The sequence below is a fragment of the Rheinheimera sp. 1928-s genome (genome assembly GCF_029269265.1).
Classification (GTDB): domain Bacteria; phylum Pseudomonadota; class Gammaproteobacteria; order Enterobacterales; family Alteromonadaceae; genus Pararheinheimera.
Window position 1 is genome coordinate 407,800 of sequence record NZ_JARIXP010000001.1, and the last position, 22,749, is coordinate 430,548.

At 45.9% G+C, this 22,749-nt stretch carries 23 protein-coding genes; 10 read left to right on the forward strand and 13 right to left on the reverse strand.

The annotated features are described in order from the left end of the window. Positions 1 to 35: 35 nt before the first annotated feature. Both dnaB and alr read left to right on the forward strand, forming a co-directional pair. Positions 36 to 1,427, forward strand: coding sequence for a replicative DNA helicase (gene dnaB / locus P3C17_RS01900; RefSeq protein ID WP_233007672.1), 1,392 nt, complete (start codon positions 36 to 38; stop codon positions 1,425 to 1,427). Continuing rightward, positions 1,427 to 2,506, forward strand: a complete 1,080-nt coding sequence (gene alr / locus P3C17_RS01905; RefSeq protein ID WP_300927854.1) for an alanine racemase — start codon at positions 1,427 to 1,429, stop codon at positions 2,504 to 2,506. The genes dnaB and alr overlap by 1 nt, the downstream gene beginning before the upstream one ends. A 47-nt stretch (positions 2,507 to 2,553) precedes the next feature. Here alr and P3C17_RS01910 read toward each other — a convergent pair whose 3' ends face one another. The 3 genes from P3C17_RS01910 to P3C17_RS01920 all read right to left on the reverse strand — a co-directional run bounded on the left by P3C17_RS01910 (position 2,554) and on the right by P3C17_RS01920 (position 4,818). Further along, the gene (locus tag P3C17_RS01910; protein WP_300927855.1) at positions 2,554 to 3,018 is read right to left on the reverse strand and encodes a chemotaxis protein CheX; all 465 of its coding nucleotides are present in this window, start codon (positions 3,016 to 3,018) and stop codon (positions 2,554 to 2,556) included. Positions 3,019 to 3,196: 178 nt separating this feature from the next. Then, on the reverse strand, positions 3,197 to 3,646 hold the full coding sequence (locus P3C17_RS01915) for a transcriptional repressor (protein WP_300927856.1): 450 nt from the start codon (positions 3,644 to 3,646) through the stop codon (positions 3,197 to 3,199). 131 nt (positions 3,647 to 3,777) lie between these two features. After that, on the reverse strand, positions 3,778 to 4,818 hold the full coding sequence (locus P3C17_RS01920) for a linear amide C-N hydrolase (protein ID WP_300927857.1): 1,041 nt from the start codon (positions 4,816 to 4,818) through the stop codon (positions 3,778 to 3,780). A 222-nt stretch (positions 4,819 to 5,040) separates the two neighbouring features. Here P3C17_RS01920 and dusA point away from each other — a divergent pair, with 222 nt between their 5' ends. From dusA to P3C17_RS01940, 4 genes are all read left to right on the forward strand, one after another. Next, the gene (gene dusA / locus P3C17_RS01925; protein WP_233079727.1) at positions 5,041 to 6,042 is read left to right on the forward strand and encodes a tRNA dihydrouridine(20/20a) synthase DusA; all 1,002 of its coding nucleotides are present in this window, start codon (positions 5,041 to 5,043) and stop codon (positions 6,040 to 6,042) included. Between the two features lie 196 nt (positions 6,043 to 6,238). Continuing rightward, positions 6,239 to 6,505 carry a hypothetical protein gene (locus tag P3C17_RS01930; protein WP_300927858.1) on the forward strand — a complete coding sequence of 89 codons (267 nt, stop codon included), beginning with the start codon at positions 6,239 to 6,241 and terminating at the stop codon, positions 6,503 to 6,505. Positions 6,506 to 6,507: 2 nt separating this feature from the next. Continuing rightward, positions 6,508 to 6,633, forward strand: coding sequence for a hypothetical protein (locus P3C17_RS01935; protein WP_261373321.1), 126 nt, complete (start codon positions 6,508 to 6,510; stop codon positions 6,631 to 6,633). A 686-nt stretch (positions 6,634 to 7,319) separates the two neighbouring features. Further along, positions 7,320 to 7,529: a PspC domain-containing protein gene (locus P3C17_RS01940; protein WP_233079729.1), complete on the forward strand. Its 210-nt coding sequence runs from the start codon at positions 7,320 to 7,322 to the stop codon at positions 7,527 to 7,529. A 67-nt stretch (positions 7,530 to 7,596) separates the two neighbouring features. Here P3C17_RS01940 and prmA read toward each other — a convergent pair whose 3' ends face one another. From prmA to cutA, 6 genes are all read right to left on the reverse strand, one after another. Continuing rightward, entirely contained in the window at positions 7,597 to 8,481 is an 885-nt protein-coding gene (gene prmA / locus P3C17_RS01945) for a 50S ribosomal protein L11 methyltransferase (protein ID WP_300927859.1), read from the reverse strand. Positions 8,482 to 8,591: 110 nt separating this feature from the next. Then, on the reverse strand, positions 8,592 to 9,935 hold the full coding sequence (accC, locus tag P3C17_RS01950) for an acetyl-CoA carboxylase biotin carboxylase subunit (RefSeq protein ID WP_300927860.1): 1,344 nt from the start codon (positions 9,933 to 9,935) through the stop codon (positions 8,592 to 8,594). A gap of 16 nt (positions 9,936 to 9,951) precedes the next feature. After that, positions 9,952 to 10,407 carry an acetyl-CoA carboxylase biotin carboxyl carrier protein gene (gene accB / locus P3C17_RS01955; RefSeq protein WP_008899124.1) on the reverse strand — a complete coding sequence of 152 codons (456 nt, stop codon included), beginning with the start codon at positions 10,405 to 10,407 and terminating at the stop codon, positions 9,952 to 9,954. Positions 10,408 to 10,422: 15 nt separating this feature from the next. Beyond that, entirely contained in the window at positions 10,423 to 10,881 is a 459-nt protein-coding gene (gene aroQ / locus P3C17_RS01960) for a type II 3-dehydroquinate dehydratase (protein WP_008899125.1), read from the reverse strand. 254 nt (positions 10,882 to 11,135) lie between these two features. Further along, entirely contained in the window at positions 11,136 to 12,950 is a 1,815-nt protein-coding gene (locus P3C17_RS01965; protein WP_300927861.1) for a protein-disulfide reductase DsbD, read from the reverse strand. Beyond that, positions 12,943 to 13,263 carry a divalent-cation tolerance protein CutA gene (cutA, locus tag P3C17_RS01970; protein ID WP_300927862.1) on the reverse strand — a complete coding sequence of 107 codons (321 nt, stop codon included), beginning with the start codon at positions 13,261 to 13,263 and terminating at the stop codon, positions 12,943 to 12,945. Before cutA ends, P3C17_RS01965 begins: the two co-directional genes overlap by 8 nt. Before the next feature lie 231 nt (positions 13,264 to 13,494). Between cutA and P3C17_RS01975 the strand changes: the two genes are divergently transcribed. Together P3C17_RS01975 and groL are read left to right on the forward strand one after the other, a co-directional pair. Beyond that, on the forward strand, positions 13,495 to 13,785 hold the full coding sequence (locus P3C17_RS01975) for a co-chaperone GroES (protein ID WP_053423916.1): 291 nt from the start codon (positions 13,495 to 13,497) through the stop codon (positions 13,783 to 13,785). 51 nt (positions 13,786 to 13,836) lie between these two features. Beyond that, positions 13,837 to 15,474 carry a chaperonin GroEL gene (groL, locus tag P3C17_RS01980; protein ID WP_264345523.1) on the forward strand — a complete coding sequence of 546 codons (1,638 nt, stop codon included), beginning with the start codon at positions 13,837 to 13,839 and terminating at the stop codon, positions 15,472 to 15,474. Positions 15,475 to 15,663: 189 nt separating this feature from the next. Here groL and P3C17_RS01985 read toward each other — a convergent pair whose 3' ends face one another. After that, a complete protein-coding gene (locus tag P3C17_RS01985; RefSeq protein WP_300927863.1) occupies positions 15,664 to 16,566 on the reverse strand; it encodes a hypothetical protein in 903 nt (300 codons plus the stop codon). 156 nt (positions 16,567 to 16,722) lie between these two features. Beyond that, complete coding sequence (locus tag P3C17_RS01990; protein ID WP_300927864.1) at positions 16,723 to 17,154, reverse strand: hypothetical protein; 432 nt, start codon at positions 17,152 to 17,154, stop codon at positions 16,723 to 16,725. 378 nt (positions 17,155 to 17,532) lie between these two features. Here P3C17_RS01990 and katG point away from each other — a divergent pair, with 378 nt between their 5' ends. Continuing rightward, complete coding sequence (gene katG / locus P3C17_RS01995) at positions 17,533 to 19,761, forward strand: catalase/peroxidase HPI (protein ID WP_300927865.1); 2,229 nt, start codon at positions 17,533 to 17,535, stop codon at positions 19,759 to 19,761. A gap of 77 nt (positions 19,762 to 19,838) precedes the next feature. Here katG and P3C17_RS02000 read toward each other — a convergent pair whose 3' ends face one another. Continuing rightward, positions 19,839 to 20,066, reverse strand: a complete 228-nt coding sequence (locus tag P3C17_RS02000; protein WP_300928359.1) for a type II toxin-antitoxin system Phd/YefM family antitoxin — start codon at positions 20,064 to 20,066, stop codon at positions 19,839 to 19,841. Positions 20,067 to 20,220: 154 nt separating this feature from the next. Here P3C17_RS02000 and glpK point away from each other — a divergent pair, with 154 nt between their 5' ends. Then, positions 20,221 to 21,699, forward strand: a complete 1,479-nt coding sequence (gene glpK, locus P3C17_RS02005) for a glycerol kinase GlpK (protein ID WP_300927866.1) — start codon at positions 20,221 to 20,223, stop codon at positions 21,697 to 21,699. A gap of 89 nt (positions 21,700 to 21,788) precedes the next feature. Here the strand turns inward: glpK and P3C17_RS02010 are convergent, their stop codons facing one another. Further along, positions 21,789 to 22,658, reverse strand: a complete 870-nt coding sequence (locus P3C17_RS02010) for a bile acid:sodium symporter family protein (protein ID WP_300927867.1) — start codon at positions 22,656 to 22,658, stop codon at positions 21,789 to 21,791. Between the last annotated feature and the right edge of the window lie 91 nt (positions 22,659 to 22,749).

Genomic DNA, 22,749 nt, shown 5'->3' on the forward strand with positions numbered 1-22,749 from the left:
CAGCCTGTGACCTAATTTCTAGAACTTCTGGTGTTATGGACAATAAGCAAAGAGATAAACAAGTCGCTGCGGTAAAAATGCCGCCACATTCCATTGAAGCTGAGCAATCCGTCTTAGGCGGCTTAATGCTGGACAATGATGCCTGGGACAAAGTCTCAGAAAAAGTGGTAGAGCAGGACTTCTATTTACGTTCACACCGTTTTATTTTTTCTGCCATGTCGCGGGTGGCTGAAGCCAACCAGCCTATCGACTTAATTACCGTTTCTGAAACCTTAGAGCGTAGTCAGCAATTAGCCGACGTTGGTGGTTTTGCTTACCTAGGCGAGATTGCCAAAAACACTCCAAGTGCGGCCAATATTCTGGCCTATGCCGACATAGTGCGTGAACGCGCCGTAGTGCGGGATATGATTTCAGTGGCGCACGACATTGCTGATGCAGGTTATGACCCGCAAGGCCGTAATAGTGCTGAGCTTCTGGATTTCGCTGAAACCAAAGTCTTCAAAATAGCTGAGCAGCGTGCCAATTCCAATGAAGGCCCTGAGCCTATCAACAGTATTTTGTCGAAAACCATAGATAAAATTGACGAGCTGTTCCGGAACCCAAGCGCTGGTGGTTTAACTGGTGTATCAACGGGTTATATGGATTTGGATAAAATGACCAATGGGATGCAGCCGTCGGATCTGATCATAGTGGCGGCTCGTCCTTCGATGGGTAAAACCACTTTTGCGATGAACTTGTGCGAACACGCTGCTATTACCAGTGACAAACCAGTGCTTATTTTCAGCTTAGAGATGCCGTCCGAACAAATTATGATGAGGATGCTGGCGTCTTTAGGCCGTATTGACCAAACCAAAGTGCGGACAGGTCAGCTGGATGACGAAGATTGGGCGCGTTTATCGTCCGCCATCGAACTTCTCAACAGCAAAGGCAAAATGTATATCGATGATGCCTCGGGCTTAACACCTACGGAAGTGCGTTCCCGTGCCCGTCGTGTGGCGCGTGAGCATGGTGGCTTGAGTATGATTATGGTCGACTACTTGCAGTTGATGACAGTGCCTGGCTTATCGGAAAACCGTACTTTAGAAATCGCCGAAATTTCGCGTTCACTGAAAGCTTTAGCCAAAGAGTTAAAAGTGCCTGTTGTGGCCTTATCGCAGCTAAACCGTAGTTTGGAACAACGGGCCGACAAGCGTCCTGTGAACTCCGACTTAAGGGAATCCGGTTCTATTGAGCAGGATGCCGACTTAATTATGTTTATCTACCGTGATGAGGTCTATCACGACGACAGCCCGGATAAAGGCACGGCCGAGGTTATTATAGGTAAACAGCGTAACGGCCCTATAGGTCGTATTCGTCTGACCTTCCATGGTCGCTATTCACGTTTTGATAACTATGCCGGAACAGCCCGTTTTGAGGACGAGTATTAATGAGTCGTCGTCCACAGGCCCGCATTGACTTAGCGGCCTTATTGCATAATTTACAACAAGTGCGTGCTGCCGCTCCAAATAGCAAAGTGCTGGCGGTGTTAAAAGCCAATGCTTATGGCCATGGTTTGCTGAAGGTGGCTGAACAACTCAAAGACGCCAGTGCTTTTGGTGTGGCCCGTATCGACGAAGCTTTGATGCTTCGCGCAGGCGGCATAGTCAAACCCATAGTACTACTGGAAGGTTTTTTCCATGCTGACGAATTGCCTCAGATAGTTGCCAGTAACTTACAGGTGGTGGTGCATCATCAAAGTCAGGTCGAGGCTTTAGTGGCTGCAGAGCTTGATTCACCTGTGCATGTCTGGCTGAAAATGGATAGCGGTATGCACCGTTTAGGTTTATTGCCGCAAGAGTTTCTGCAGGCCTATCAACAGTTGTGTCAAAGCCCTAATGTGATCCAGCCGATGCGGCTGATGACTCATTTTGCCAGTGCTGATGAGCTGACTGTTGATAGCACCCAACAGCAAATCGATCTCTTTATGAAAACTGTTGCAGGTTTGGCAGGTGAGCTTTGTCTGGCCAATTCTGCTGGCACTTTGGCCTGGCCGCAAAGTCATGGCCACTGGATCCGTCCTGGTTTAGCTTTATACGGTGTTTCGCCGATTGAGCAAGGCAGAGCAGAGCAACATCAGCTAAAAGCCGTGATGAGCTTTAGCAGCAGCGTCATTGCAGTGCGCGACGTGAAGCAAGGCGATAAAGTAGGTTATGGTGGCACCTGGACTGCACCAGCTGACACCCGCGTGGCTGTGGTGGCTGTAGGTTATGGCGATGGGTATCCAAGAGCGGCCAGCAATGGCTGTCCTGTACTGATTAAAGGCCAACGTTATCCGATAGTAGGTCGTGTCTCTATGGACATGACGACAGTGGATATTGGCAATGCAGATGTGCAGATTGGTGATGAAGTGCTGTTATGGGGTGCTGATTTGCCTGTCGAAGAAATTGCAGAGCAAGCACAAACTATTCCTTACGAACTGCTCTGTAATATCACCAGCAGGGTCGAGTTCAGATATCTGAATCTTTAATAGCAAAAAGCCGACTTTAGTCGGCTTTTTTGTCGGTGCAGATCAGCTTATTCGTCGAAGCTGACTTCAATAAATACTTTGCCAAAATCTGAGTCAAATGGCATCAGAATTTTTGCACCAGTGGTTTTGTGAGTGATAGTGTGGCCTTTGCCTGATACGACAACAGGCGTTGCCATACTGAATTCGTGGCCTTTTTCACCGAGAATACGTTTAGCACCACCAGTCACCATATTAGTGATTTCGCCAACCATATCGGTGACGTCTTCATTAATTTTGTCAGGTCTTTCGCCTAACATTCTGGACATGATTTCCAGCGCTAAAGATTCTTCAAAAGTGACTGAGAACGACCCTTTTGTAGTAGGGCCTATCATACCAATCAAACCTGATACTTCACCGCGAGCCTGTTCGTCTTTCTTTAATCGTGGCTGTCCTGGCACAATAGTCGTATTGGCCATGGTACCTAACACATTGACTAACGAAGAGAGAAACGGATTTACATACTCAACATTCATTTAATTAGCCTGTTCGGAGTCTGGACCTGATTGTATTGCCAACCTCAAGGTTAGGTGGCTATACCATATAACACAAGTCTAGCTTATTGTTTTGGTATGAATTTTTCTAAAATATTTACAATTTTATTCGGTTCTGCTCACTAAAATAGCCATTGAACCATCAAGGCGTCAAGCCTATTCAGTCATTTGCTGTTTTTTTAAGGCAGCTTTGGCAGCTTCCATGAGCTTCTACAGTTTGTCTTTGAATTAAAAAGCCTTTTTCAGAGGCTAATGCGACAAACTCTTGCTGTAATGGGGACGAATGTAACTCCTCCACATGACCACACTGATCACAGATCAACAGCTGGGCCGGATGATGCTGTTCAAAGTGATGACAGAGCAAAAACGCGTTGGTTGATTCAATTTTATGAATAAACCCCTGTTCTGTCAGAAAATCCAAAGCACGGTAAATAGTGGCAGGTTTAGCTGCGGGTTCACTGGCTTTTAATTGTTCGAGTAATTCATAGGCACCTATGCCGCCATGAGTTTCTGCCAACAAACGGAACACTTTTTCACGAATACTGGTAAAGCGTGCACCATTAACGTCACAAATATGGCGGGCCCTGGTGACCAAAGATTCAATCGACATAACGCAGCTCACTCCGGTAGCAATGGCGGCAGTTTATCACAGAAGTTTGTCAGCTCCAGCCCTTGTGTTGGTAATTCCTTATACAAAACAAAAGTTAAGTTTTAATGCAGTTGTTATAGTTTGTTTGCCATCTACAAACCTGCAAACTGGAAAGCTTCTGCTGGCCTGAATTGTGAAACCGCATTTCCTGCGTAGGTCTGATGCTCTGATAAGGCAAGTTTGCGCACGGGTTGCCCCTTGTGCAGATCAACTTGTTTCAGGTCAACCCAGAAGGTGTTTGGTGTTAATGCAGTCTCAAAGTAGTAACGTAGTGCCTTATGATCAGAAACAGAGCGCCAGCGGGTTGATGAAATATTAGGCTCTGTGGGTGATGAAATACCAAAGGGTACTGAAGCATTACGGATCACACTGAACAGGCTAGCTACCGCAATCAAAGGATCGCTAGTCTGAGGTATTGCTTGCAGGTAAAACGAGGCTCTGACAAAACGGTCTGCTGCTCTGTTCGTTCCCGGCAGCATAGTGGTGCCTCCTAATTCACGCCAGTATTCGTTGATTGCCAGCTGCTTTTCAAATATGGGGGAGTTGGTCATCACGGTATAAGACGGATCATGGTGGATCACCAGCTTTCCATTGATATACTCAAACACCGCATTGTCGCCTGAAGCGTCTGATAAAGATAAGTGTAAGGTGGCTAAACGGTCAGTTCCGGGAATATTTGCAGAGACAACAACAAAAGGTTCATTCTGCATGGCCGCTACAGCTTCAGACACGGTCGCAAAATTATCCAGCATATATTGTACCCAGGCTGCGATACTCAAACCGGGTTGGCTGCCGTCATACTCTGCATAACGTGACTCTACTAACCACAACAGATTAGCGACCAGGCCTTTTTCGTTTAAACCATCAGTGCTTGAAATATCAAAGGCACTGGCGACCACACTGCCATATATCGAGGTCCAGCGCACTGAGTTAGGGCCAACTTCTCCCTGACGTTGCATACCTCGGGGAAATAGCCAAAGATTCACCGGGATCTCATCACGCCAATCCATCGAACGGGCAGTAAGCACCAGTTGCTCAGGACCTTTATAAACAGCTCTGGTACAGGCTTCAGCTGTTGAGAACAGGCTCAGGGTACAAATTAACGTAAAGATAAACACCAGAAAGTTACGCATACAAGCTCCCTTGTTTTAGTTTTTCAGCTTACAAATCTACAATTTTGCCAGACTCCAGCATCTGACTGTTGTTGCATTTCTATTTTAGTCACATAGTGCAATCAGTATAGCTACAAGCTTTGCACTGAAAAGCCTGGCCGTCTGGTGTATACTCGCGCGATTTTTCTACACTCTGTATTCAGAGCTATAGAAAGCAGCAGATTAACCAGATGGCAGCCGTTTATGATGAGTTCAAATACTTCCCTTTCAAAGCCTGTGATTATGGATCACCGTTTCTCCATTGCCCCTATGCTGGATTGGACTGACAGGCATTGTCGTTATTTCCATCGATTATTGTCTGAACATGCGGTGCTCTATACAGAGATGGTTACTACAGGCGCGATCATTTATGGTCAGGGCGATTATCTGGCTTTTAATGAAGAAGAGCATCCTGTTGTAGTGCAATTGGGTGGTTCTGATCCTAAAGATATGGCGCACAGCGCTAAGCTTTGTCAGGAACGGGGTTACGACGCTATCAATATTAATGTTGGCTGCCCATCGGACAGAGTGCAAAACGGTATGTTTGGCGCTTGCCTGATGTCAAAGCCTGAACTAGTGGCTGCTTGTATCCATGAAATGCGTTCTGTAGTAGATATTCCTGTCACAGTAAAAAGCCGCATTGGGATTGATGATCAGGATAGCTATCAGTTTTTAGTAGATTTTATCGGCACTATCGCTGAATCCGGTTGTAACCAGTTTATTGTGCATGCCCGTAAAGCCTGGTTAAGTGGCTTAAGCCCTAAAGAAAATCGCGAAATTCCACCCCTGGATTACGAACGAGTGTATCAGCTGAAAAAAGATTTCCCCCATTTAGATATCTCCATCAATGGTGGCGTGAAAACCCTGGCTGATTGTTTAACCCATTTACAGCATGTGGATGGTGTGATGGTGGGGCGTGAAGCCTACAGTAACCCGTTGATGCTGGCGCAAATTGACGCTGCTATTTATAACAACCCACGCGCTGTACCAACACCACATCAGGTGGTGGAGCTGATGTTGCCTTATATTGAGCGCCAAATGGCACAGGGCGCACGCTTCTGGCATATAGCTCGACATATGCTCGGGTTGTTTCAGGGCGTACCTGGTGCCCGTTTATGGCGGCGGCATTTAAGTGAAATAGGCCACTTGCCGACCAGTGGTCCACAAGTCATGTTGGATGCGCTGAAAAAGGTGCCACAGCTTTAACAGTGTGAGTATCAAGTTTTTAAAAAAGTGGTGAATTTCACCACTTTTTTTGTTTTTAACTCTTACATGTTTTTTTGATAAATAGGTCAAATTTATTTTAAATTATTATTTATCAGTAACTTAAAAATTAATTTCAGTATGGCACGTACCTTGAAATAGACATAGTGAACTTCACTACTCATTAAGGAGCACGACCATGAAAACACTTGCTACGTTAGTCCTTGTTACCGCTGCAGCTTTTGCTGCTACACCATCAGCGCAAGCCAATGAGCTGAGCTTACCTTCTGTTAATACACAAGCCATCAGTTCTTTTGCTGCTGAATTAATAAATCAACAAATGGCTGAGTTAAAAGTTGTCATTCTGGAACAAAGCCAAAAAGCTTTGGCTGAACTGGAAACTAATTTAGTGACCAGCACTGAAACTGAAAAAGAAGTTGTGGTTACAGTAGCTAAGGTGGACTAAGGATGCTGAGCTTAACATTAGGGTTGTTGGGGCTGTTTTTATTACCCGTCGTTAGTGTTGGCCTGGTGTCTGTGATCTGGCATTGGTTATTACCCCCCTTTGATATTCCTGCTTCAACCCGGTCTTAAGTAGTACCGGGTTTTGTTTTTTTAAGTTCTTGCTCCGCTGTTCATCTACTGCTGCAAATCCCATTTCTCTTTATTCATACACCTCTTTGCTTTGCCCTTTTGAGCTACCCACTTAACCTGAAATTATGTTTTTTAAAATGGCTAAAAAGTGGTCTAAATTGCTATTTAATATTTTAAGTAAAACTCTGAGAATGATCTGTAATTAGTTTTTAAATCTAAAAATATCAATAAAATCAATTGTTTAAAATTTATTTATAAATTGGCACAACAGCTGCAATGTATAGGTATCAACAGATGAACTGATGATGAATTAAACCACTAACTAAGATTGAGGAGAGTCAAAATGGAAATAGCAGCACTGATGGTTGTATTAGCTTGGTTCGGCATTGTTGGCAGCTGGGCTGCAGACGAAGTCTAAATAACAAAATGCTGATGAGTATCAGCAAAGGCACAAAAACATAAACAAAGGTGAGGAGAGTCAAAATGGAAATAGCAGCACTGATGGTTGTATTAGCATGGTTTGGCATTGTAGGCAGTTGGGCTGCAGACGAAGTCTGAACAGAAAGCGTTTAGGGAGGTACGGAGCATGTCACTGATTATTATCAACATTGTCGTGGTCTGGGCTTTAGCTGGTTTGCTCTGGTTGTTAGACAGAGCGGTTTATAACAAGGTTGGAGAGTAAGCATATGAGCTTAGAAAAAGATAAAAGTGCCTGGTTTGTGAATAAGGCTAAACGTAAAATTTCAGGTGTGTGTGCAGGTTTTGCCGCTTTTTATGAGCAGCCAATCTGGTTAGTCCGCACTGTAGTGGTATTGCTGGCGTTGTGTTTTCCGGTTGCTGTGGTAGTCGCTTATATCGCCGCTGCGTTAATACTGCCAGAACGTTGGGTGTACTGATATGAGTTGTACAAAACAGGCGGCCTGGCGGGCAGGTCGCCTGTAGAGATGGTAAGTTGCTATAAAATTATATGTTCTTCCGTGCCGTTAAGCGCACCCATTCTTCTTTGACTGCTACCGGGTCAAACTCAAATTCTGCCGCATAGGCATCAATTACCGACTGCGCCTGACTTTCCAGAATACCGGACAGCGCCAGTAAGCCACCTGGTTTGACATAAGCACTGATAATGCCTGAAAGCTGAGCCAATGGGCCGGCCAGAATATTTGCCACTACTACATCGGCTTGTAATGACGCAGGTTGATCCTTTGGCAAATACAGCTCAATTTGTTGTTCTACGCCGTTACGGGTGGCGTTGGCGAGGCTGGATTCAATAGCTTGTGGATCAATATCGATTCCCACCACACGCTTAGCGCCCAGCTTTAATGCCGCAATACCTAAAATACCTGAGCCACAACCAAAATCGACCACTAAACTTTGCGACAATTCCTGTGCATCCAGCCATTCCATGCAAAGCGCTGTAGTTGGGTGAGTACCGGTACCAAAAGCCAGGCCAGGGTCAAGCATCACGTTTACTGCCGTTGGATCCGGAATGTCGCGCCAGCTTGGGCAAACCCATAAACGGTTACCAAAGCGGATAGGGTGGAAGTTATCCATCCATTCTCTTTCCCAGTCTTTGTCTTCCAGTTGTTCCAGCTTGTACTGCACACCGTTTTTAAACATGGCGGCTTTTTCCAGCTGTCGAACCACTTTGTCCATGTTGTGTTCGGCGTCAAACAAACCCACCACCACAGTGTTTTCCCAATACAAGACTTCACCCGGCAGAGGTTCATAAATAGGGGTGTCTTTGGCGTCAACAAAACTGACAGCTTGCGCGCCCCAGCTCATCAGCATATCGCTGACCTGCTCGGCTTGTTTTTCAGTGCTGTTTACGCGTAATTGGATCCACGGCATGGCGTTGCTCTTCACTCTCTGGAATTGGGCGCGAATTGTAGCAAAAAAAAATGGGGTCAGATCACATTAATTGCCCGGCAATTAATGTGATCTGACCCCATTTTCAGGTATTACTTCAGGCCGAGTTTATGTTCAAGATAGTGGATATTCGTTCCACCTTTATTGAAGTTCTCGTCTGTCATAATCAGCTTATGCAGTTCGATATTGGTTTTGATGCCACCTACCAGCAGTTCGCTTAATGCATTACGCATACGGGCTATTGCGATATCGCGGTTTTCACCGTAAGTGATCAGCTTACCAACCATTGAATCGTAGTTTGGCGGTACTGTGTAATCAGCGTAAATATGCGAATCCCAACGCACACCGTTGCCACCTGGTGGGTGGAAGCGGGTGATGGTGCCTGGCGACGGAATGAACGTCTTGGCATCTTCAGCATTGATACGGCATTCCACGGCATGACCACGGATCACAATGTCTGACTGCTTAATGCTCAGTGGCATGCCAGAGGCGATGCGCAGCTGCTCTTTAATCAAATCCACACCAGTGATCATTTCTGTTACAGGGTGTTCTACCTGAATACGGGTGTTCATTTCGATGAAATAAAACTCGCCGTCTTCAAACAGGAATTCAAAAGTACCAGCACCACGGTAGTTCAGGTCGATACAAGCCTGCACACAACGGCCACCGATAAAGTCGCGCAGTTCCTGAGTAATACCAGGAGCTGGCGCTTCTTCCACTACTTTCTGGTGACGACGTTGCATAGAGCAGTCACGTTCACCTAAGTGAATGGCACTGCCCTGACCGTCAGCCAGCACCTGAATTTCGATATGACGTGGGTTTTCCAGGAATTTCTCCATGTACACCATGTCATTACCAAAAGCAGTGCCTGCTTCGTTTTTGGTCATCGCAATAGATTCAACCAATTCGTCTTCGCTGCGCACTACACGCATACCACGACCACCACCACCACCAGCAGCTTTCACGATAATCGGATAACCGATACGTTTAGCTATGGCTTTGTTGACGTCATCGTCGTCGCCTACAGCGCCGTCAGAACCTGGTACACAAGGTACACCAGCTTTTTTCATGGCTTCAATGGCAGAAACCTTGTCACCCATCAAACGGATAGACTCAGGGCGTGGGCCGATAAACACCAGGCCACTTTCTTCCACTTGCTGCGCGAAGTCAGCACGTTCAGCCAGGAAACCATAGCCAGGGTGAATCGCCTGGGCATTGGTTACTTCAGCTGCGGCAATCAGCGCAGGAATATTTAAGTAACTTTGTGGTGACGGCGCAGGACCAATACAAATGGTCTCATCGGCCAGCAGCACGTGTTTCAGATTACGGTCTACTGTGGAATGCACAGCTACCGTTTTGATACCGAGTTCTTTACACGCACGTAAAATACGCAGTGCAATTTCACCCCGGTTGGCGATCAGTACTTTTTCTAGCATGAGTCTGCCTTTTAACTTATTCGATCACAAATAATGGCTGGTCAAACTCAACCGGCTCGCCGTTTTCTACCAGAATTTGTGTCACCACACCGGCCTTGTCAGACTGGATCTGGTTCATCATTTTCATCGCTTCGATAATGCACAGGGTGTCGCCCACTTTAACGCTCTGGCCCACTTCAACAAAAGATTTTGAAGTAGGAGAAGCAGCGCGGTAGAAGGAACCTACCATAGGTGAACGCATCTGGTGACCTGTAACTACCGGCTTGGCAGCTTCAGCAGGAGCGGCGGCAGCAACTGGTGCTGCAGCTGGAGCTTGTTGCATTGGCGCCGCAGCATAGTGCATTGGAGCATATTGCTGCATTGGGCCATTGCGGCTGATACGAACGGATTCTTCGCCTTCAGTAATTTCAAGCTCGTTAATGCCTGATTCTTCCAGCAGTTCGATCAATTTTTTAATTTTTCTGATATCCATGACGTAGTTGCCTAATTAATTTGATGGAATGGTTGATAAGGACGACACCGCCGATTCCAGTGCGTAGTGGTAGCCTTTGGCACCTAAACCACAAATCACACCTTTGGCGATATCGGATAAATACGAGTGACGACGGAATTCTTCCCGCGCATGTACATTGGACAAATGCACTTCAATAAAAGGGATAGCCACGGCCAGCAGCGCATCACGAATCGCCACGCTGGTATGGGTATATGCGCCCGGGTTGATAATAATAAAGTCCTGTTGTCCTAAACTTTGCTGAATAGCGTTGATGAGCTCATGTTCGGCGTTGGATTGCAGATGAGTCAAAGTGGCATTCAGCTCTTTAGCATGGGCAGTTAAGCCATCAACAATTTGCGGTAAAGTGGCGGCGCCATAAATTTGAGGCTCACGTTTGCCTAACATATTTAAGTTAGGGCCGTTGAGCAGCAAAATACGTAAGTTTGTCGACATATAGCGCGAATTTCCCGTCATCTTGTTTAATTGCCAACTATCTTGCCAAAGGCATAAAGCAATTGCATCTTTTTTGTTCAGCGACCAGCTGTCGCTGCAGATTTGCCGCTTATTATAGTGAAATCGTTGCAAATGGCAGCAAAATACTGGTCTTATCAGCAGAACGGAACTTTTTTGCGAAGTTGAAACTGAAGTGGGGGAATTCAGGCAAAGTCAGAGCCAGTCTGACTTTGCCGTGAGTAGTGCGAAAATTTTTACTGTAGTATTGGGCCTAAATGGGCACTAAAATCTTTTGGTCCCATGAAGCCAGTGATGCGAGATTGCGTTAATTCGCTGCCGTTTTTGTCAAATAACAGCAAAGTTGGCAAACCTAAAACCTGAAAATGATCCAATAATTGCTGATCCTGATCAGTGGCATGAGTTACATCTATCTTAATTAAGGTAAACTGCGCCATTAAGTTTTTCACTTCGCCATCGGCAAAAGTGATGTGTTCAAACTCTTTACAGGCCACACACCAGTCGGCGTATAAATCCACCAGCACAGGTTTACCTGCTTCGGCAGACTTTTTCACTTGCTGTTGCAGCTCATCCAAAGTTTTCGCCAGTTTAAATTCGGTGTTTTGGCTTTGAGTGGCTTGCGTCGTTGTAACTGTAGCGCCAGGCAACCAATACCATAAGTTAGCGCCCGTAGTGCCAAGCAGGATCACTAAGGCCAGCATCCAACTGATGCTTTGACCTGTTGTGCCTGTAGACAGTTGTTGCGATAAGCGGTGTAAATACACGGCCAGCATTAACAAGACTAAGGTTCCGGCAATGACAACTATGTAAGTTGGCAGGAAACGGCTGAGTAACCAGACTGGCACTGCTAATAACAGGAAACCAAAGCTGGCTTTGACTACGTCCATCCAGGCGCCGGCTTTGGGTAAAAACTTACCGCCTGTGCTGCCTAAAATCAGTAGTGGCAAACCCATGCCCATACTTAAGATATATAGCGTTAAAGCGCCCAAGGCTAAATCACCCGATTGAGCCACATATAAAAGCGCGGCTGTTAAAGGTGCTGTAGTACAAGGGGAGGCGACTAACCCTGATAACAAACCCATCAAAGCCGCACCTTTAATGCTGCCACCTTGTTGTTTGTTGCTTAAACTATTCACCTTGTTTTGCCATTTTTCCGGCAGACTTAAGTTAAAGACGCCAAACATAGCCAAAGCCAAAGCGACAAATAAAATGCTGATGGCAACTAAAACTATAGGGTGCTGAAAGTAGGTCTGGAATTGCAAACCTAAGCTTGCGACCAATAAACCCAACAAGGAGTAGCTGACCGCCATACCCTGCACATAAGCCATCGACAAACTAAAAGCTCGTTTGCCGGATAACTGCTGGCCTTGCCCTACAATAATGCTGGTTAAAATAGGGTACATAGGAAACACACAAGGCGTAAAAGCCAAACCTAAACCCAACAGGAAAAACAAAAACAAAGCTTTGAGGGTGCTGTCGGTTTGTAATTTGTCTAACAGTTGCAGCTGTTCTGAAACAGGAGCTGTAGATGTGGTTGAAGATGAATTGTCAGTAATACCCAAAGCTGCAGCAGCATCTGCTGTACTAGCGCTTGCCGCCGGGCCTTCGTCAGCGGCTGGTGCTATTAATGGAATATCCAGAGTTTGCACCGGGTAACATAAACCCGCTTCTGCACATCCCTGGAAGCGCACTTTGAGCATGGCTTCAGAACCCAATTGGCTCAGCGGAATATCCAGCACCACCTGATGGAAATAGACTTCAGACTCACCAAAGTATTCGTCGTGGATCATCACGCCTTTTGGATACTGCGGATGAGAAAAAGCGGCATCTATACCCACAAACTTAAACTTGTCTTTATACAGGTAGTAACCGTCCGCTATGGTAAAGCTGACTTGTAATTTGTTTTCCTGCTGGCGGAAATCCATCACAAAAGCTTGCTCTACCGGCAGAAACTGCGAACCTTGCTGCAAGGCGGCCAGCGCATTGGTGCTTTGGGCCTGGCTTATAAAAGAGAGACTTAACAGCAGGCTAAATAAAAAACTCTTAATCACGACTCGTTACCTCTTGAACCCACTGTAAATAGGGGGCGAATACTTGTTGCGCGGCAATGGCAATAATTTCAGGCACTTGATACGGGTGTAAAGCACAAATGGCCTGTTCAATTTCGATAAAATCTTCTTTTCTGGCTTTAATTAACAACGGAATTTCAGTGCTTTGTTCAAGTTTGCCCTGCCAGACATAGTGCGATTGCACCGCAGGCAAAACGTTAACACAAGCCGCCAGTTTTCGCTCCAGCAAGTGCTTCGTTATGCGCTCTGCCACCTGTAAATCAGGACAATTGCATAAAATCAGTTCCATCATCATGGGGATGTCCTCATTTTGGTTGGTTCAAAGTCACAGCAGTCAAGACCTGCTCACAGCGTATTTTGTTGCATAAATCTATTTGTTTGCACAAAAAAAAAGCAAAAAGGCTTGAGTACACAAAATTTTTAAAACAAAGCCCTTGGGTTCATAAGGAGATTGCCCCATATAGCAAGCACAACAAATTTAACACCCAATGTTAAAACTCAAATCGCTTTTAGGAGATAAAAAAGCATGAATATTCGTCCATTACACGATCGCGTCATCATCAAGCGTTTAGAAGCTGAAAGCAAATCCGCTGGTGGTATTGTGCTGACTGGCGCTTCTGCTGAAAAATCTACTCGTGGTGAAGTTGTTGCTGTAGGCAACGGCCGCATTTTAGAAAACGGCACAGTCCGTCCTTTAGATGTGAAAGTCGGCGACAAAGTGATCTTTGGTGCTTACGTAGAACGCACTGAAAAAATCGAAGGCCAGGAATATGTCATCACCAAAGAAGACAACATCCTTGGCGTGATCACCGAATAATTAAACCGAACTTTCTAATTTAATTTCAAAGTATTCAGAGGAATTTTTAAAATGGCTGCAAAAGAAGTACGTTTTGGCGATGACGCCCGTAACAAGATGCTCAAAGGCGTCAACATTTTAGCAAACGCAGTGCGCGTTACTTTAGGCCCTAAAGGCCGTAACGTGATTCTGGACAAGTCATTTGGTTCGCCAATGATCACCAAAGACGGTGTATCTGTTGCCAAAGAAATCGAGCTGGAAGACAAGTTCGAAAACATGGGCGCACAAATGGTGAAAGAAGTTGCTTCTAAAGCCAATGACGAAGCTGGTGACGGTACTACTACTGCCACTGTGTTAGCACAAAACATTATCAATGAAGGCGTAAAAGCTGTTGCTGCCGGTATGAATCCAATGGATTTAAAACGTGGTATCGACAAAGCTGTGATTGCTGCTGTTGCTGAACTGAAATTATTATCTCAGCCATGTGCCGACACCAAAGCTATAGCTCAGGTAGGTACTATCTCTGCAAACTCTGACGATGAAATTGGCCAAATCATTGCCAATGCCATGGACAAAGTAGGCAAAGAAGGCGTGATCACTGTTGAAGAAGGCCAAGGCTTAGCCAACGAGCTGGCTGTGGTTGAAGGTATGCAGTTTGACCGTGGTTACCTGTCTCCGTACTTCATCAACAACCCGGAAGCAGGCCAGGTAGAACTGGATAACCCGTTCATCCTGACTGTTGATAAAAAAATCAGCAACATCCGTGAATTACTGCCGGTATTAGAAGGCGTGGCCAAGTCAGGCAAACCACTGCTGATCATCGCTGAAGATTTAGAAGGCGAAGCTTTAGCTACGCTGGTTGTGAACAACATGCGCGGTATCGTTAAAGTTTCTGCGGTGAAAGCTCCAGGTTTCGGTGACCGTCGTAAAGCTATGCTGCAAGACATCGCTGTATTAACAGGTGGTGTAGTGATTTCTGAAGAAATCGGCTTAGAGCTGGAAAAAGCCACTCTGGAAGATTTAGGTACTGCTAAACGTGTTGTGATCACTAAAGACAACACCACTATCATTGATGGTGCCGGTGAGCAGGAAGCCATTGACGGTCGCGTGAAGCAAATCCGTCAACAAGTGGAAGACGCCACTTCAGATTACGATAAAGAAAAACTGCAAGAGCGCCTGGCGAAGTTAGCTGGTGGTGTTGCTGTGATTAAAGTAGGCGCTGCGACTGAAATCGAAATGAAAGAGAAAAAACACCGCGTAGAAGACGCGCTGCACGCAACTCGTGCTGCCGTTGAAGAAGGCGTAGTACCTGGCGGTGGTGTGGCTTTAGTACGTGTAGCTGCCAAACTGGTTGATCTGCGTGGCATTAACGAAGACCAGAACCACGGTATCAAAATCGCACTGCGTGCGATGGAAGCACCACTGCGTCAAATCGTTGATAACGCAGGTGAAGAGCCATCAGTTGTAGTAAACAACGTGAAAAACGGTTCAGGCAACTACGGTTACAACGCTGCAACTGGCGTGTACGGCGATATGCTGGAAATGGGTATCCTGGATCCAACGAAAGTAACCCGTTCTGCTCTGCAGTTCGCAGCTTCTGTTGGTTCTCTGATGATCACCACCGAAGCTATGGTCACAGAACTGCCGAAGAAAGACTCTCCATCAATGCCAGATATGGGCGGCATGGGTGGAATGGGCGGAATGATGTAACGCGCACATCCCCCTAAAAAAACGAACCCGGCGCAAGCCGGGTTTGTCGTTTTTAAGGGGGAATGGCACGTTACGAAGGGGTCAGATCAAGATTTGCGAAGCAAATTTGCTCTGACCCCAATATTCCATCAGCATCCTCAATAACCTCTTAATTTTCAGGGTTTGGCTTGCTTCAGAGAAAAATCAAACTTATCTAACTAATGATGGAGCAATAGTAACGCTCGTCGCTTTGATAGGTCGTTTTATATTTTCCATCAAATTTTCAGCTCTGTTTAGCACGTTAGCGGAGTAAAGAAGTTCTTTTTCGTATTCAACGTGTGAAATATAAATCTCATCCGGCAGCAGAATTTCATTTGAGACCAAGCTGTCAATGTATAGCTTTTTTTTGTTGCTAAAAACGTCTTTTAATACACTTGTTTTAGGGAGAATCAATTCAGAATAAATGATTCCTGCAACATCAGAGAGCAACTTTACCAAATCTACATTGCCTTTCTGATTACACAGCCCATCTTTTACATTTTGCAGTTTGCTTTTTTTGTTGGCCTTATCCATTGATTCATCTATAAATTTATCAAGTGACAAGAAGTAACCTATTGTCAGAATACCATCTGGTTCTAGTAGTTTTCGACTGAAGCCTGTACTCACGGTTATCGGTACCTTGTTGTGCGCAATGGCATTCCTTAATTCGCATAATAATAAATAACGTCCATCTGGTGTATCGTACATTCCACTTATAGATTTTTTTGCCCAGTCTGATATTTCTTGATTCTCTGGGAGAGCCTTAGCTAACAGTGCAGGTAATAGTGAAGTAAATTTGATGAAGGAAGCGCTAACATGCATTACTGAATTTTCAGCCTCAATAAAGGCTAAACTTGAATTAAATGAATCTTTACTAAAATCTTCAGCCATATCTATGCACTTGAGGTACATGTCTTTTTTAAAATCACTTAAAGACGTACAAAAAAGCGAATACTGAATTAGGAACTCATAGATACTAATTATATCGTCCTTAATAGATAGTATTTTTTCTAACTCCGACAGTTCGACGTCAACAGTTCTGATCGTTTTACCTAGCACTAAGACTTGTCGCATAAACCATCCTTAATAATTTCAACACATTTAATAAAAATATATAACTTGTTGATTTTAATATCACTATTTATAACTTTTAATAAAGTGATGAAAATTAGATTTCATCGACTAGGCGCTATTGATATCAGTCTGAACAAATCTATGCCAATAGTAATCTTATGCTCCACTATGCGAACTTAATCCTTTAGTCACCCACCAAGCCCCCAACAAAGGCACCACCAATAAAATCGCAGGCTGGACAAAAAGCTTATAGATTGACCAAAGCTCGGAGCTAAAAAGTTGGCTTGCTGCGAAGGCTAACCAAACCAAATTGATAAGAAGGATCAGCAAAATCAGGTTGAACTGTCGCCAGACAAGGTCTGTAAGTTGAAGCCTTTTTCCAAAAATGATGTAGGTAACGCCATTAGGCTGAACAGCGGTCACAACCACCAAAACGAAGCTGATAACTCCCCAGAACACTGATGGCCACAACCCGGTATCGCTGATGTTATTTAGCAGTGAGAGCTGGCTATCGGATAATGTCAGAAGAAAAACAGATAAACTTGTCGATATCAAATATCGCCAGTAAAGTCCCCATATCCTATTCATCCATTATTCCGAATTCTGCGTCTTCATTCACACTGAATGAGGTTTTGTTGTTCATCGGCAAGCCTTGATATTTATGCTTCCTGATGGTAGCTCAAAGTTGGAGTTGGCAGAATCGGCATTTATAAAAATAGCTAGGTTGTTATGCTGCCTTGCTGCACTGTCGCTTTACTCCGAGTGCAACCTACCTTCGCGTCAAGTGCAACCTACATTCCCATCAAACATCCCCACAAAGCCATTCCCAAACCCCTGTCCCTAAAGCTTTACAAATTTCTCAAACTTCAACCAATCACTTAAATTGATTAGAAACGAATTTTCTATTCTATTGGTCTAGTGTTTATCGCGGTGCAGGTTAAACTTTAACCAATGGAGGGAGCACATATGCTTCAACGGAAAACAACATTACTATCGGCTTTAGCAGTCGCCGTTTCGATAGCTTTAACTACACCTATAACCAATGCAGAAAGCATGAATAAGGGCAATCAGTTCTGGTGGCCTGAACAACTGGATCTGGCGCCTTTGCGTCAGCATGGGGTGGAATCCAGCCCTATGGATCAAGGCTTTAACTATGCCGAAGAATTTAAAAAGCTGGATTTAAAAGCCGTCAAAGCGGATATCACCAAACTGATGACCACGCCACAAGACTGGTGGCCGCCGGATTATGGCCATTATGGGCCCTTTTTTATTCGTATGGCCTGGCATAGTGCCGGTACTTATAGAGTGTCTGATGGTCGGGGCGGGGCTGGTGGTGGGCAGCAACGGTTTGAGCCGTTAAACAGCTGGCCTGATAACGTCAATTTAGATAAAGCACGGCGTTTGCTTTGGCCTATTAAGCAAAAATATGGTCGTCAAATTTCATGGGCCGACTTGATGGTATTAACAGGTAATGTGGCGCTGGAGTCTATGGGCTTTAAAACCTTTGGTTTTGCCGGAGGCCGTACCGACGACTGGGAAGCCGATATTGTCTATTGGGGGCCTGAAACCAAGTGGCTGGACGATAAGCGCTATAGCGGCGATCGCAAGTTGCAAAAGCCTCTGGCCGCTGTGCAAATGGGCCTGATTTACGTCAACCCTGAAGGGCCAAATGGCAATCCTGATCCCTTGCTTGCCGCCAAAGATATTCGCGAAACTTTTGGCCGTATGGCGATGAACGACGAAGAAACAGTGGCATTAATAGCGGGCGGTCATACTTTTGGTAAAGCACATGGTGCACATAAACCTGAAGAATGTGTCGGCAAAGAGCCAACTGCGGCTGGTTTGGAAGAGCAAGGTTTTGGCTGGAAAAACAAATGTGGTAAAGGCCATTCGGAAGATACAGTCACTTCGGGTTTAGAAGGTGCCTGGACAGTTAACCCGATAGCCTGGACCACTCAGTATCTGGATAACCTGTACGCCTTTGACTGGGTGAAAACCAAAAGCCCAGCTGGTGCCACCCAGTGGATCCCTAAAGATGGTCAGGCCGCCAATTTAGTGCCGGATGCACACGATAAAACCAAACGTCATGCGCCTATTATGTTCACCACAGACTTAGCGCTGAAGGAAGATCCTGAATACCGCAAAATCACCACACGCTTTAAAGAAAACCCCAAGGAGTTTGAACTGGCGTTTGCCAAAGCCTGGTTTAAATTAACCCACCGCGATATGGGACCTAAAGTGCGTTATTTAGGTGCTGAAGTGCCAGCTGAAACGCTGATTTGGCAGGACGCTGTGCCAGCAGTGGATCATGAATTAGTCAACGCAGAGGATATCAAAGCGCTCAAAACCAAAGTGCTGTCATCGGGTTTAACAGTGCCAGAGCTGGTTCGCACCAGTTGGGCTGCAGCTGCCAGTTTCCGTGGCACTGATTTACGGGGTGGTGCCAATGGGGCTCGTTTGGCTTTAGCGCCACAAAAAGACTGGGCGGTCAATAATCCGGCTGAAGTGGCCAAGGTGCTGAAAAAACTGCAGGCTATTCAGCAGGACTTTAATAAAGCCCAAAAAGGTGGCAAAAAAGTCTCGCTGGCCGATTTGATCGTACTTGCTGGCAGTGCTGCGGTAGAGCAGGCTGCCAAAGCGGGTGGCATAACTGTGGAAGTGCCATTTACACCGGGCCGCACTGATGCCAGTCAGGCACAAACCGATGTTGAGTCCTTCGCTATGCTGGAGCCTGCTGCAGACGGTTTCCGCAACTATTACAGCAAAGACGCTCGTCTGTCGCCAGCCGAAGCTTTGGTAGATAAAGCCAATCTGTTGACGTTAAGTGTGCCGGAAATGACAGTGCTGATCGGTGGTTTACGTGCGTTGGATGCCAATACAGGCGGTACGAAACAGGGCGTTTTTACCAGCAAACCCGGCACTTTAAGCAACGACTTCTTTGTCAATTTGCTGGATATGTCCACAGAATGGCGTAAGTCGGCGAAAACTGAAGGCCTATACGAAGGTGTGGATCGCAAAACCGGCACATTGAAATGGACAGCCACTCCAGTGGATCTGGTATTTGGTTCCCATTCAGAGCTGCGTGCTATTGCCGAGATCTATGCCGCCAACGATGGCAAGGCGAAGTTCACTCAAGACTTTGTTGCCGCCTGGACCAAAGTGATGACGCTGGACAGGTTTGATCTGAGCATGTGATAGCGCTGTTGTTGAAGTAAATTGTGAAGATAAAACTACGGCGGCCTTTGGGTCGCCGTAGTTCATAATTGTATTCACTATTTGCGTCTGTTATGGCTGGCTAAAGAGTCTCTAATTTGTGCCATTAAGCTCTTGTTCTGCAATACATAAAGTGTTTCTTGTTCGCGCTCCCAGTCGTCAGCACCGAGTATTACAAATGCTTTACTGCAATCAAGAGTCACTTTGATTGGGTTGTGACTATCGATCACTTGATCAATATGGGTATTAATATGATCTCTGAATTGATTGAGGCTTAGGGTATGCATAGTCGCCACCAAGAATAAGCTATAAGTCAGGCTGTATTGCCATAAACTATGACAGCTCATCTTCGGGAATGCCAGAACAGCTCATAGTTACCTCTTCCCAACTGCATCAGGCCCAGCTAGGCTAGAGCTATCCACACAATTCCAAGAGCCATCTATGCGCCAGCAAGCCATTTTATCTATAGACCAGGGAACCTCTTCCAGCCGCGCTTTGTTATTTAACCGTGACGGTAAGGTATTGGCTGTGGCACAGCAGGAGCTGGATTGTGTTTATCCAGAACAAGGCTGGGTGGAGCAAGACGCAGAGCTGATTTGGCTCTCTGTGCTGAAGGTGTGTCGGCAGGTGTTGGCGCAGGCCGTGCAGCTGGGTATTGAAGTCTTGGGTGTCAGTATCAGCAATCAGCGCGAAACTACTGTGCTTTGGCATAAAGCAAAAGACAAAGTGCTGGCACCCGCTATTGTCTGGCAGGACAGGCGTACAGCGGATTATTGCCAGCAGCTCAAAGATCAGGGCCATGAAGCCATGGTGCAGCAAAAAACCGGTTTGCTGCTGGACCCTTATTTTTCCGCTAGTAAAATTCAGTGGTTACTCACTCATAATACGGATGTGCAGCAGGCTCTGGCCGACAATGAACTGGCCTTTGGCACTATCGATAGTTTTTTGCTCTGGCGTTTAACATCGGGGCAAGTGCATGCCACAGACACCACCAATGCCAGCCGCACTTTATTGCTGAATCTGCAAAGCTTAAATTGGGATCAAGAACTGCTGCAGTTGTTTGGTGTACCGGAGCAGATTCTGCCGCAGGTTAAACAAAGCGCTGATATGTATGGCCTTTGTGATACCCGCTTATTTGGTTTGGCTTTGCCTGTGCTGGCGCTGGTGGGCGATCAACAAGCTGCGGCTTTAGGTCAGGGTTGTATCAGCGCCGGTTCGTTAAAAAGCACTTATGGCACAGGCTGTTTTGCGTTATTAAATACCGGCTGCAGCCCGTTATTTTCCAAACACAGATTACTGACTACTGTGGCTTTTACTGTGCAGGGCCAGACTTTTTATGCGCTGGAAGGCGCCATTTTTGTCGCTGGTGCTGCGGTGAAATGGCTGCGGGATCAATTGGGTGTTATTACGCAAGCCAGTGAAACCGAAGCTTTGGCGCAGAGTTTACCGGATAACGGCGGTGTCTATCTAGTACCGGCTTTTACCGGTTTAGCTGCACCACATTGGCAACCTGAAGCGCGTGCTGCTTTGGTTGGTATGACGCTTGGCACGGGCAAAGCGCATTTAGCCCGTGCCGCGCTGGAAGCTGTGGTCTATCAAACGGCTGATTTACTCTCTGCCATGCTGGCTGATGGTGCAAAGGCAGAGCAGCTACAAATTGATGGCGGCATGGTGGCGAACAACTGGTTATGCCAGCATCTGGCTGATGTGCTGAATGTACCTGTGCTTAAACCCAGTCAAAACGAAGCTTCAGCTTATGGCGCTGCGGTATTGGCCGGAGTAGCACTGGGCTGGTTTGAAAGTCTGGCTGAAGTGAAGTTTAGCTCTGAAGCACAACAGTTTTTACCGCAAATGTCGGCAGATAAACGCCAGCAGTTGCTAAGTGGATGGCAGAAAGCTTTGGTTTCGGTGCTTGCGTAAAGCTCATACTAAACGGCGGCCGTAGGGGCGACCTTTATGGTCGCCCGTTTTGCCTTTCAAATTTGAACCTGAGGTTATCAACGCCCCCTTCATACCGGACGGGTTTTATCTTTGCGTAACACCCACACCGTAAATAAACTAGCCGTCATAAACATCAGCAAGCTATAGACGCTGGGTGCTATCGACATGGCGGTGTTTTGTAAAATGCCTGTAGTGATCATCAAGGCCAGTGTGCCATTTTGCAGGCCTACCTCAAGGCAAATGGTTCTGGCTTGTTTTTCCTGCTGCAGCAAAAGCCGGCCTAACCAATAACCTGCCAGCATAGTGATGACATTTAAAGCTAAAGTGGCTGGTCCGGTTTTTTCTAAAAACAGCCAGAGATCCGCGCCCAGATCGGTCGCTATGCTGATGATCAACAACACCAGTACTATCACCGAAAAGCGGCTGATAAAGGGTTGAATGCGATGTGAGCGTTCAGGCCATTTAAAGTTGAACCACATGCCAAGCAATACAGGAAAGACACTAACAATCATTAACGTCAGCCAGGTTTTTAATAAAGGCAGTTGCAAAGCAGTGTTTTCCCCTAAGAAGTGCTCAATCGCCCATACCGCCAGCAAAGGCAACGAAAAGGGCGTGATAAATCCAACCAGCGCAGTTAAAGCCACAGACAAACCCAGATCGGCTTTACACAAGTAGCTATATAAATTGGAGGTAGTGCCACCCGGACATAAGGCCAGAATAAACAAACCTACCGCCAGTTCACCTTGCAACTCAAACTGGTAAATTACCCCTAAAGCACATAGAGGTAGCAGTAGTAACTGTGCCAGCGCTCCTACAAAAAATGCTTTTGGCTGGCGCGCAACTTCTGCAAAATTTGCTGGCCGCAGGCTCATGCCAACACCCGTCATAATCAGTATTAATGCGATAGGTAAACCAATCTGGGTCAGAGCTTCAAACATTTTTAATTATTCTTCAAAGAGATAATGAGGATTACCCTAGCTTGAAACCTAAGGTTGAGCAATAGCATGCTAGTTTTGGCTAATTGATCTG

What these genes read in the sequence shown, in the direction of transcription:
- dnaB (WP_233007672.1), top strand. Translation starts at nt 36, where the DNA reads ATGGACAATAAGCAAAGAGATAAACAAGTCGCTGCGGTAAAAATGCCG.
- alr (WP_300927854.1), top strand. Translation starts at nt 1,427, where the DNA reads ATGAGTCGTCGTCCACAGGCCCGCATTGACTTAGCGGCCTTATTGCAT.
- P3C17_RS01910 (WP_300927855.1), bottom strand. Translation starts at nt 3,018, where the DNA reads ATGAATGTTGAGTATGTAAATCCGTTTCTCTCTTCGTTAGTCAATGTG.
- P3C17_RS01915 (WP_300927856.1), bottom strand. Translation starts at nt 3,646, where the DNA reads ATGTCGATTGAATCTTTGGTCACCAGGGCCCGCCATATTTGTGACGTT.
- P3C17_RS01920 (WP_300927857.1), bottom strand. Translation starts at nt 4,818, where the DNA reads ATGCGTAACTTTCTGGTGTTTATCTTTACGTTAATTTGTACCCTGAGC.
- dusA (WP_233079727.1), top strand. Translation starts at nt 5,041, where the DNA reads ATGATGAGTTCAAATACTTCCCTTTCAAAGCCTGTGATTATGGATCAC.
- P3C17_RS01930 (WP_300927858.1), top strand. Translation starts at nt 6,239, where the DNA reads ATGAAAACACTTGCTACGTTAGTCCTTGTTACCGCTGCAGCTTTTGCT.
- P3C17_RS01935 (WP_261373321.1), top strand. Translation starts at nt 6,508, where the DNA reads ATGCTGAGCTTAACATTAGGGTTGTTGGGGCTGTTTTTATTACCCGTC.
- P3C17_RS01940 (WP_233079729.1), top strand. Translation starts at nt 7,320, where the DNA reads ATGAGCTTAGAAAAAGATAAAAGTGCCTGGTTTGTGAATAAGGCTAAA.
- prmA (WP_300927859.1), bottom strand. Translation starts at nt 8,481, where the DNA reads ATGCCGTGGATCCAATTACGCGTAAACAGCACTGAAAAACAAGCCGAG.
- accC (WP_300927860.1), bottom strand. Translation starts at nt 9,935, where the DNA reads ATGCTAGAAAAAGTACTGATCGCCAACCGGGGTGAAATTGCACTGCGT.
- accB (WP_008899124.1), bottom strand. Translation starts at nt 10,407, where the DNA reads ATGGATATCAGAAAAATTAAAAAATTGATCGAACTGCTGGAAGAATCA.
- aroQ (WP_008899125.1), bottom strand. Translation starts at nt 10,881, where the DNA reads ATGTCGACAAACTTACGTATTTTGCTGCTCAACGGCCCTAACTTAAAT.
- cutA (WP_300927862.1), bottom strand. Translation starts at nt 13,263, where the DNA reads ATGATGATGGAACTGATTTTATGCAATTGTCCTGATTTACAGGTGGCA.
- P3C17_RS01975 (WP_053423916.1), top strand. Translation starts at nt 13,495, where the DNA reads ATGAATATTCGTCCATTACACGATCGCGTCATCATCAAGCGTTTAGAA.
- groL (WP_264345523.1), top strand. Translation starts at nt 13,837, where the DNA reads ATGGCTGCAAAAGAAGTACGTTTTGGCGATGACGCCCGTAACAAGATG.
- P3C17_RS01985 (WP_300927863.1), bottom strand. Translation starts at nt 16,566, where the DNA reads ATGCGACAAGTCTTAGTGCTAGGTAAAACGATCAGAACTGTTGACGTC.
- P3C17_RS01990 (WP_300927864.1), bottom strand. Translation starts at nt 17,154, where the DNA reads ATGAATAGGATATGGGGACTTTACTGGCGATATTTGATATCGACAAGT.
- katG (WP_300927865.1), top strand. Translation starts at nt 17,533, where the DNA reads ATGCTTCAACGGAAAACAACATTACTATCGGCTTTAGCAGTCGCCGTT.
- P3C17_RS02000 (WP_300928359.1), bottom strand. Translation starts at nt 20,066, where the DNA reads ATGCATACCCTAAGCCTCAATCAATTCAGAGATCATATTAATACCCAT.
- glpK (WP_300927866.1), top strand. Translation starts at nt 20,221, where the DNA reads ATGCGCCAGCAAGCCATTTTATCTATAGACCAGGGAACCTCTTCCAGC.
- P3C17_RS02010 (WP_300927867.1), bottom strand. Translation starts at nt 22,658, where the DNA reads ATGTTTGAAGCTCTGACCCAGATTGGTTTACCTATCGCATTAATACTG.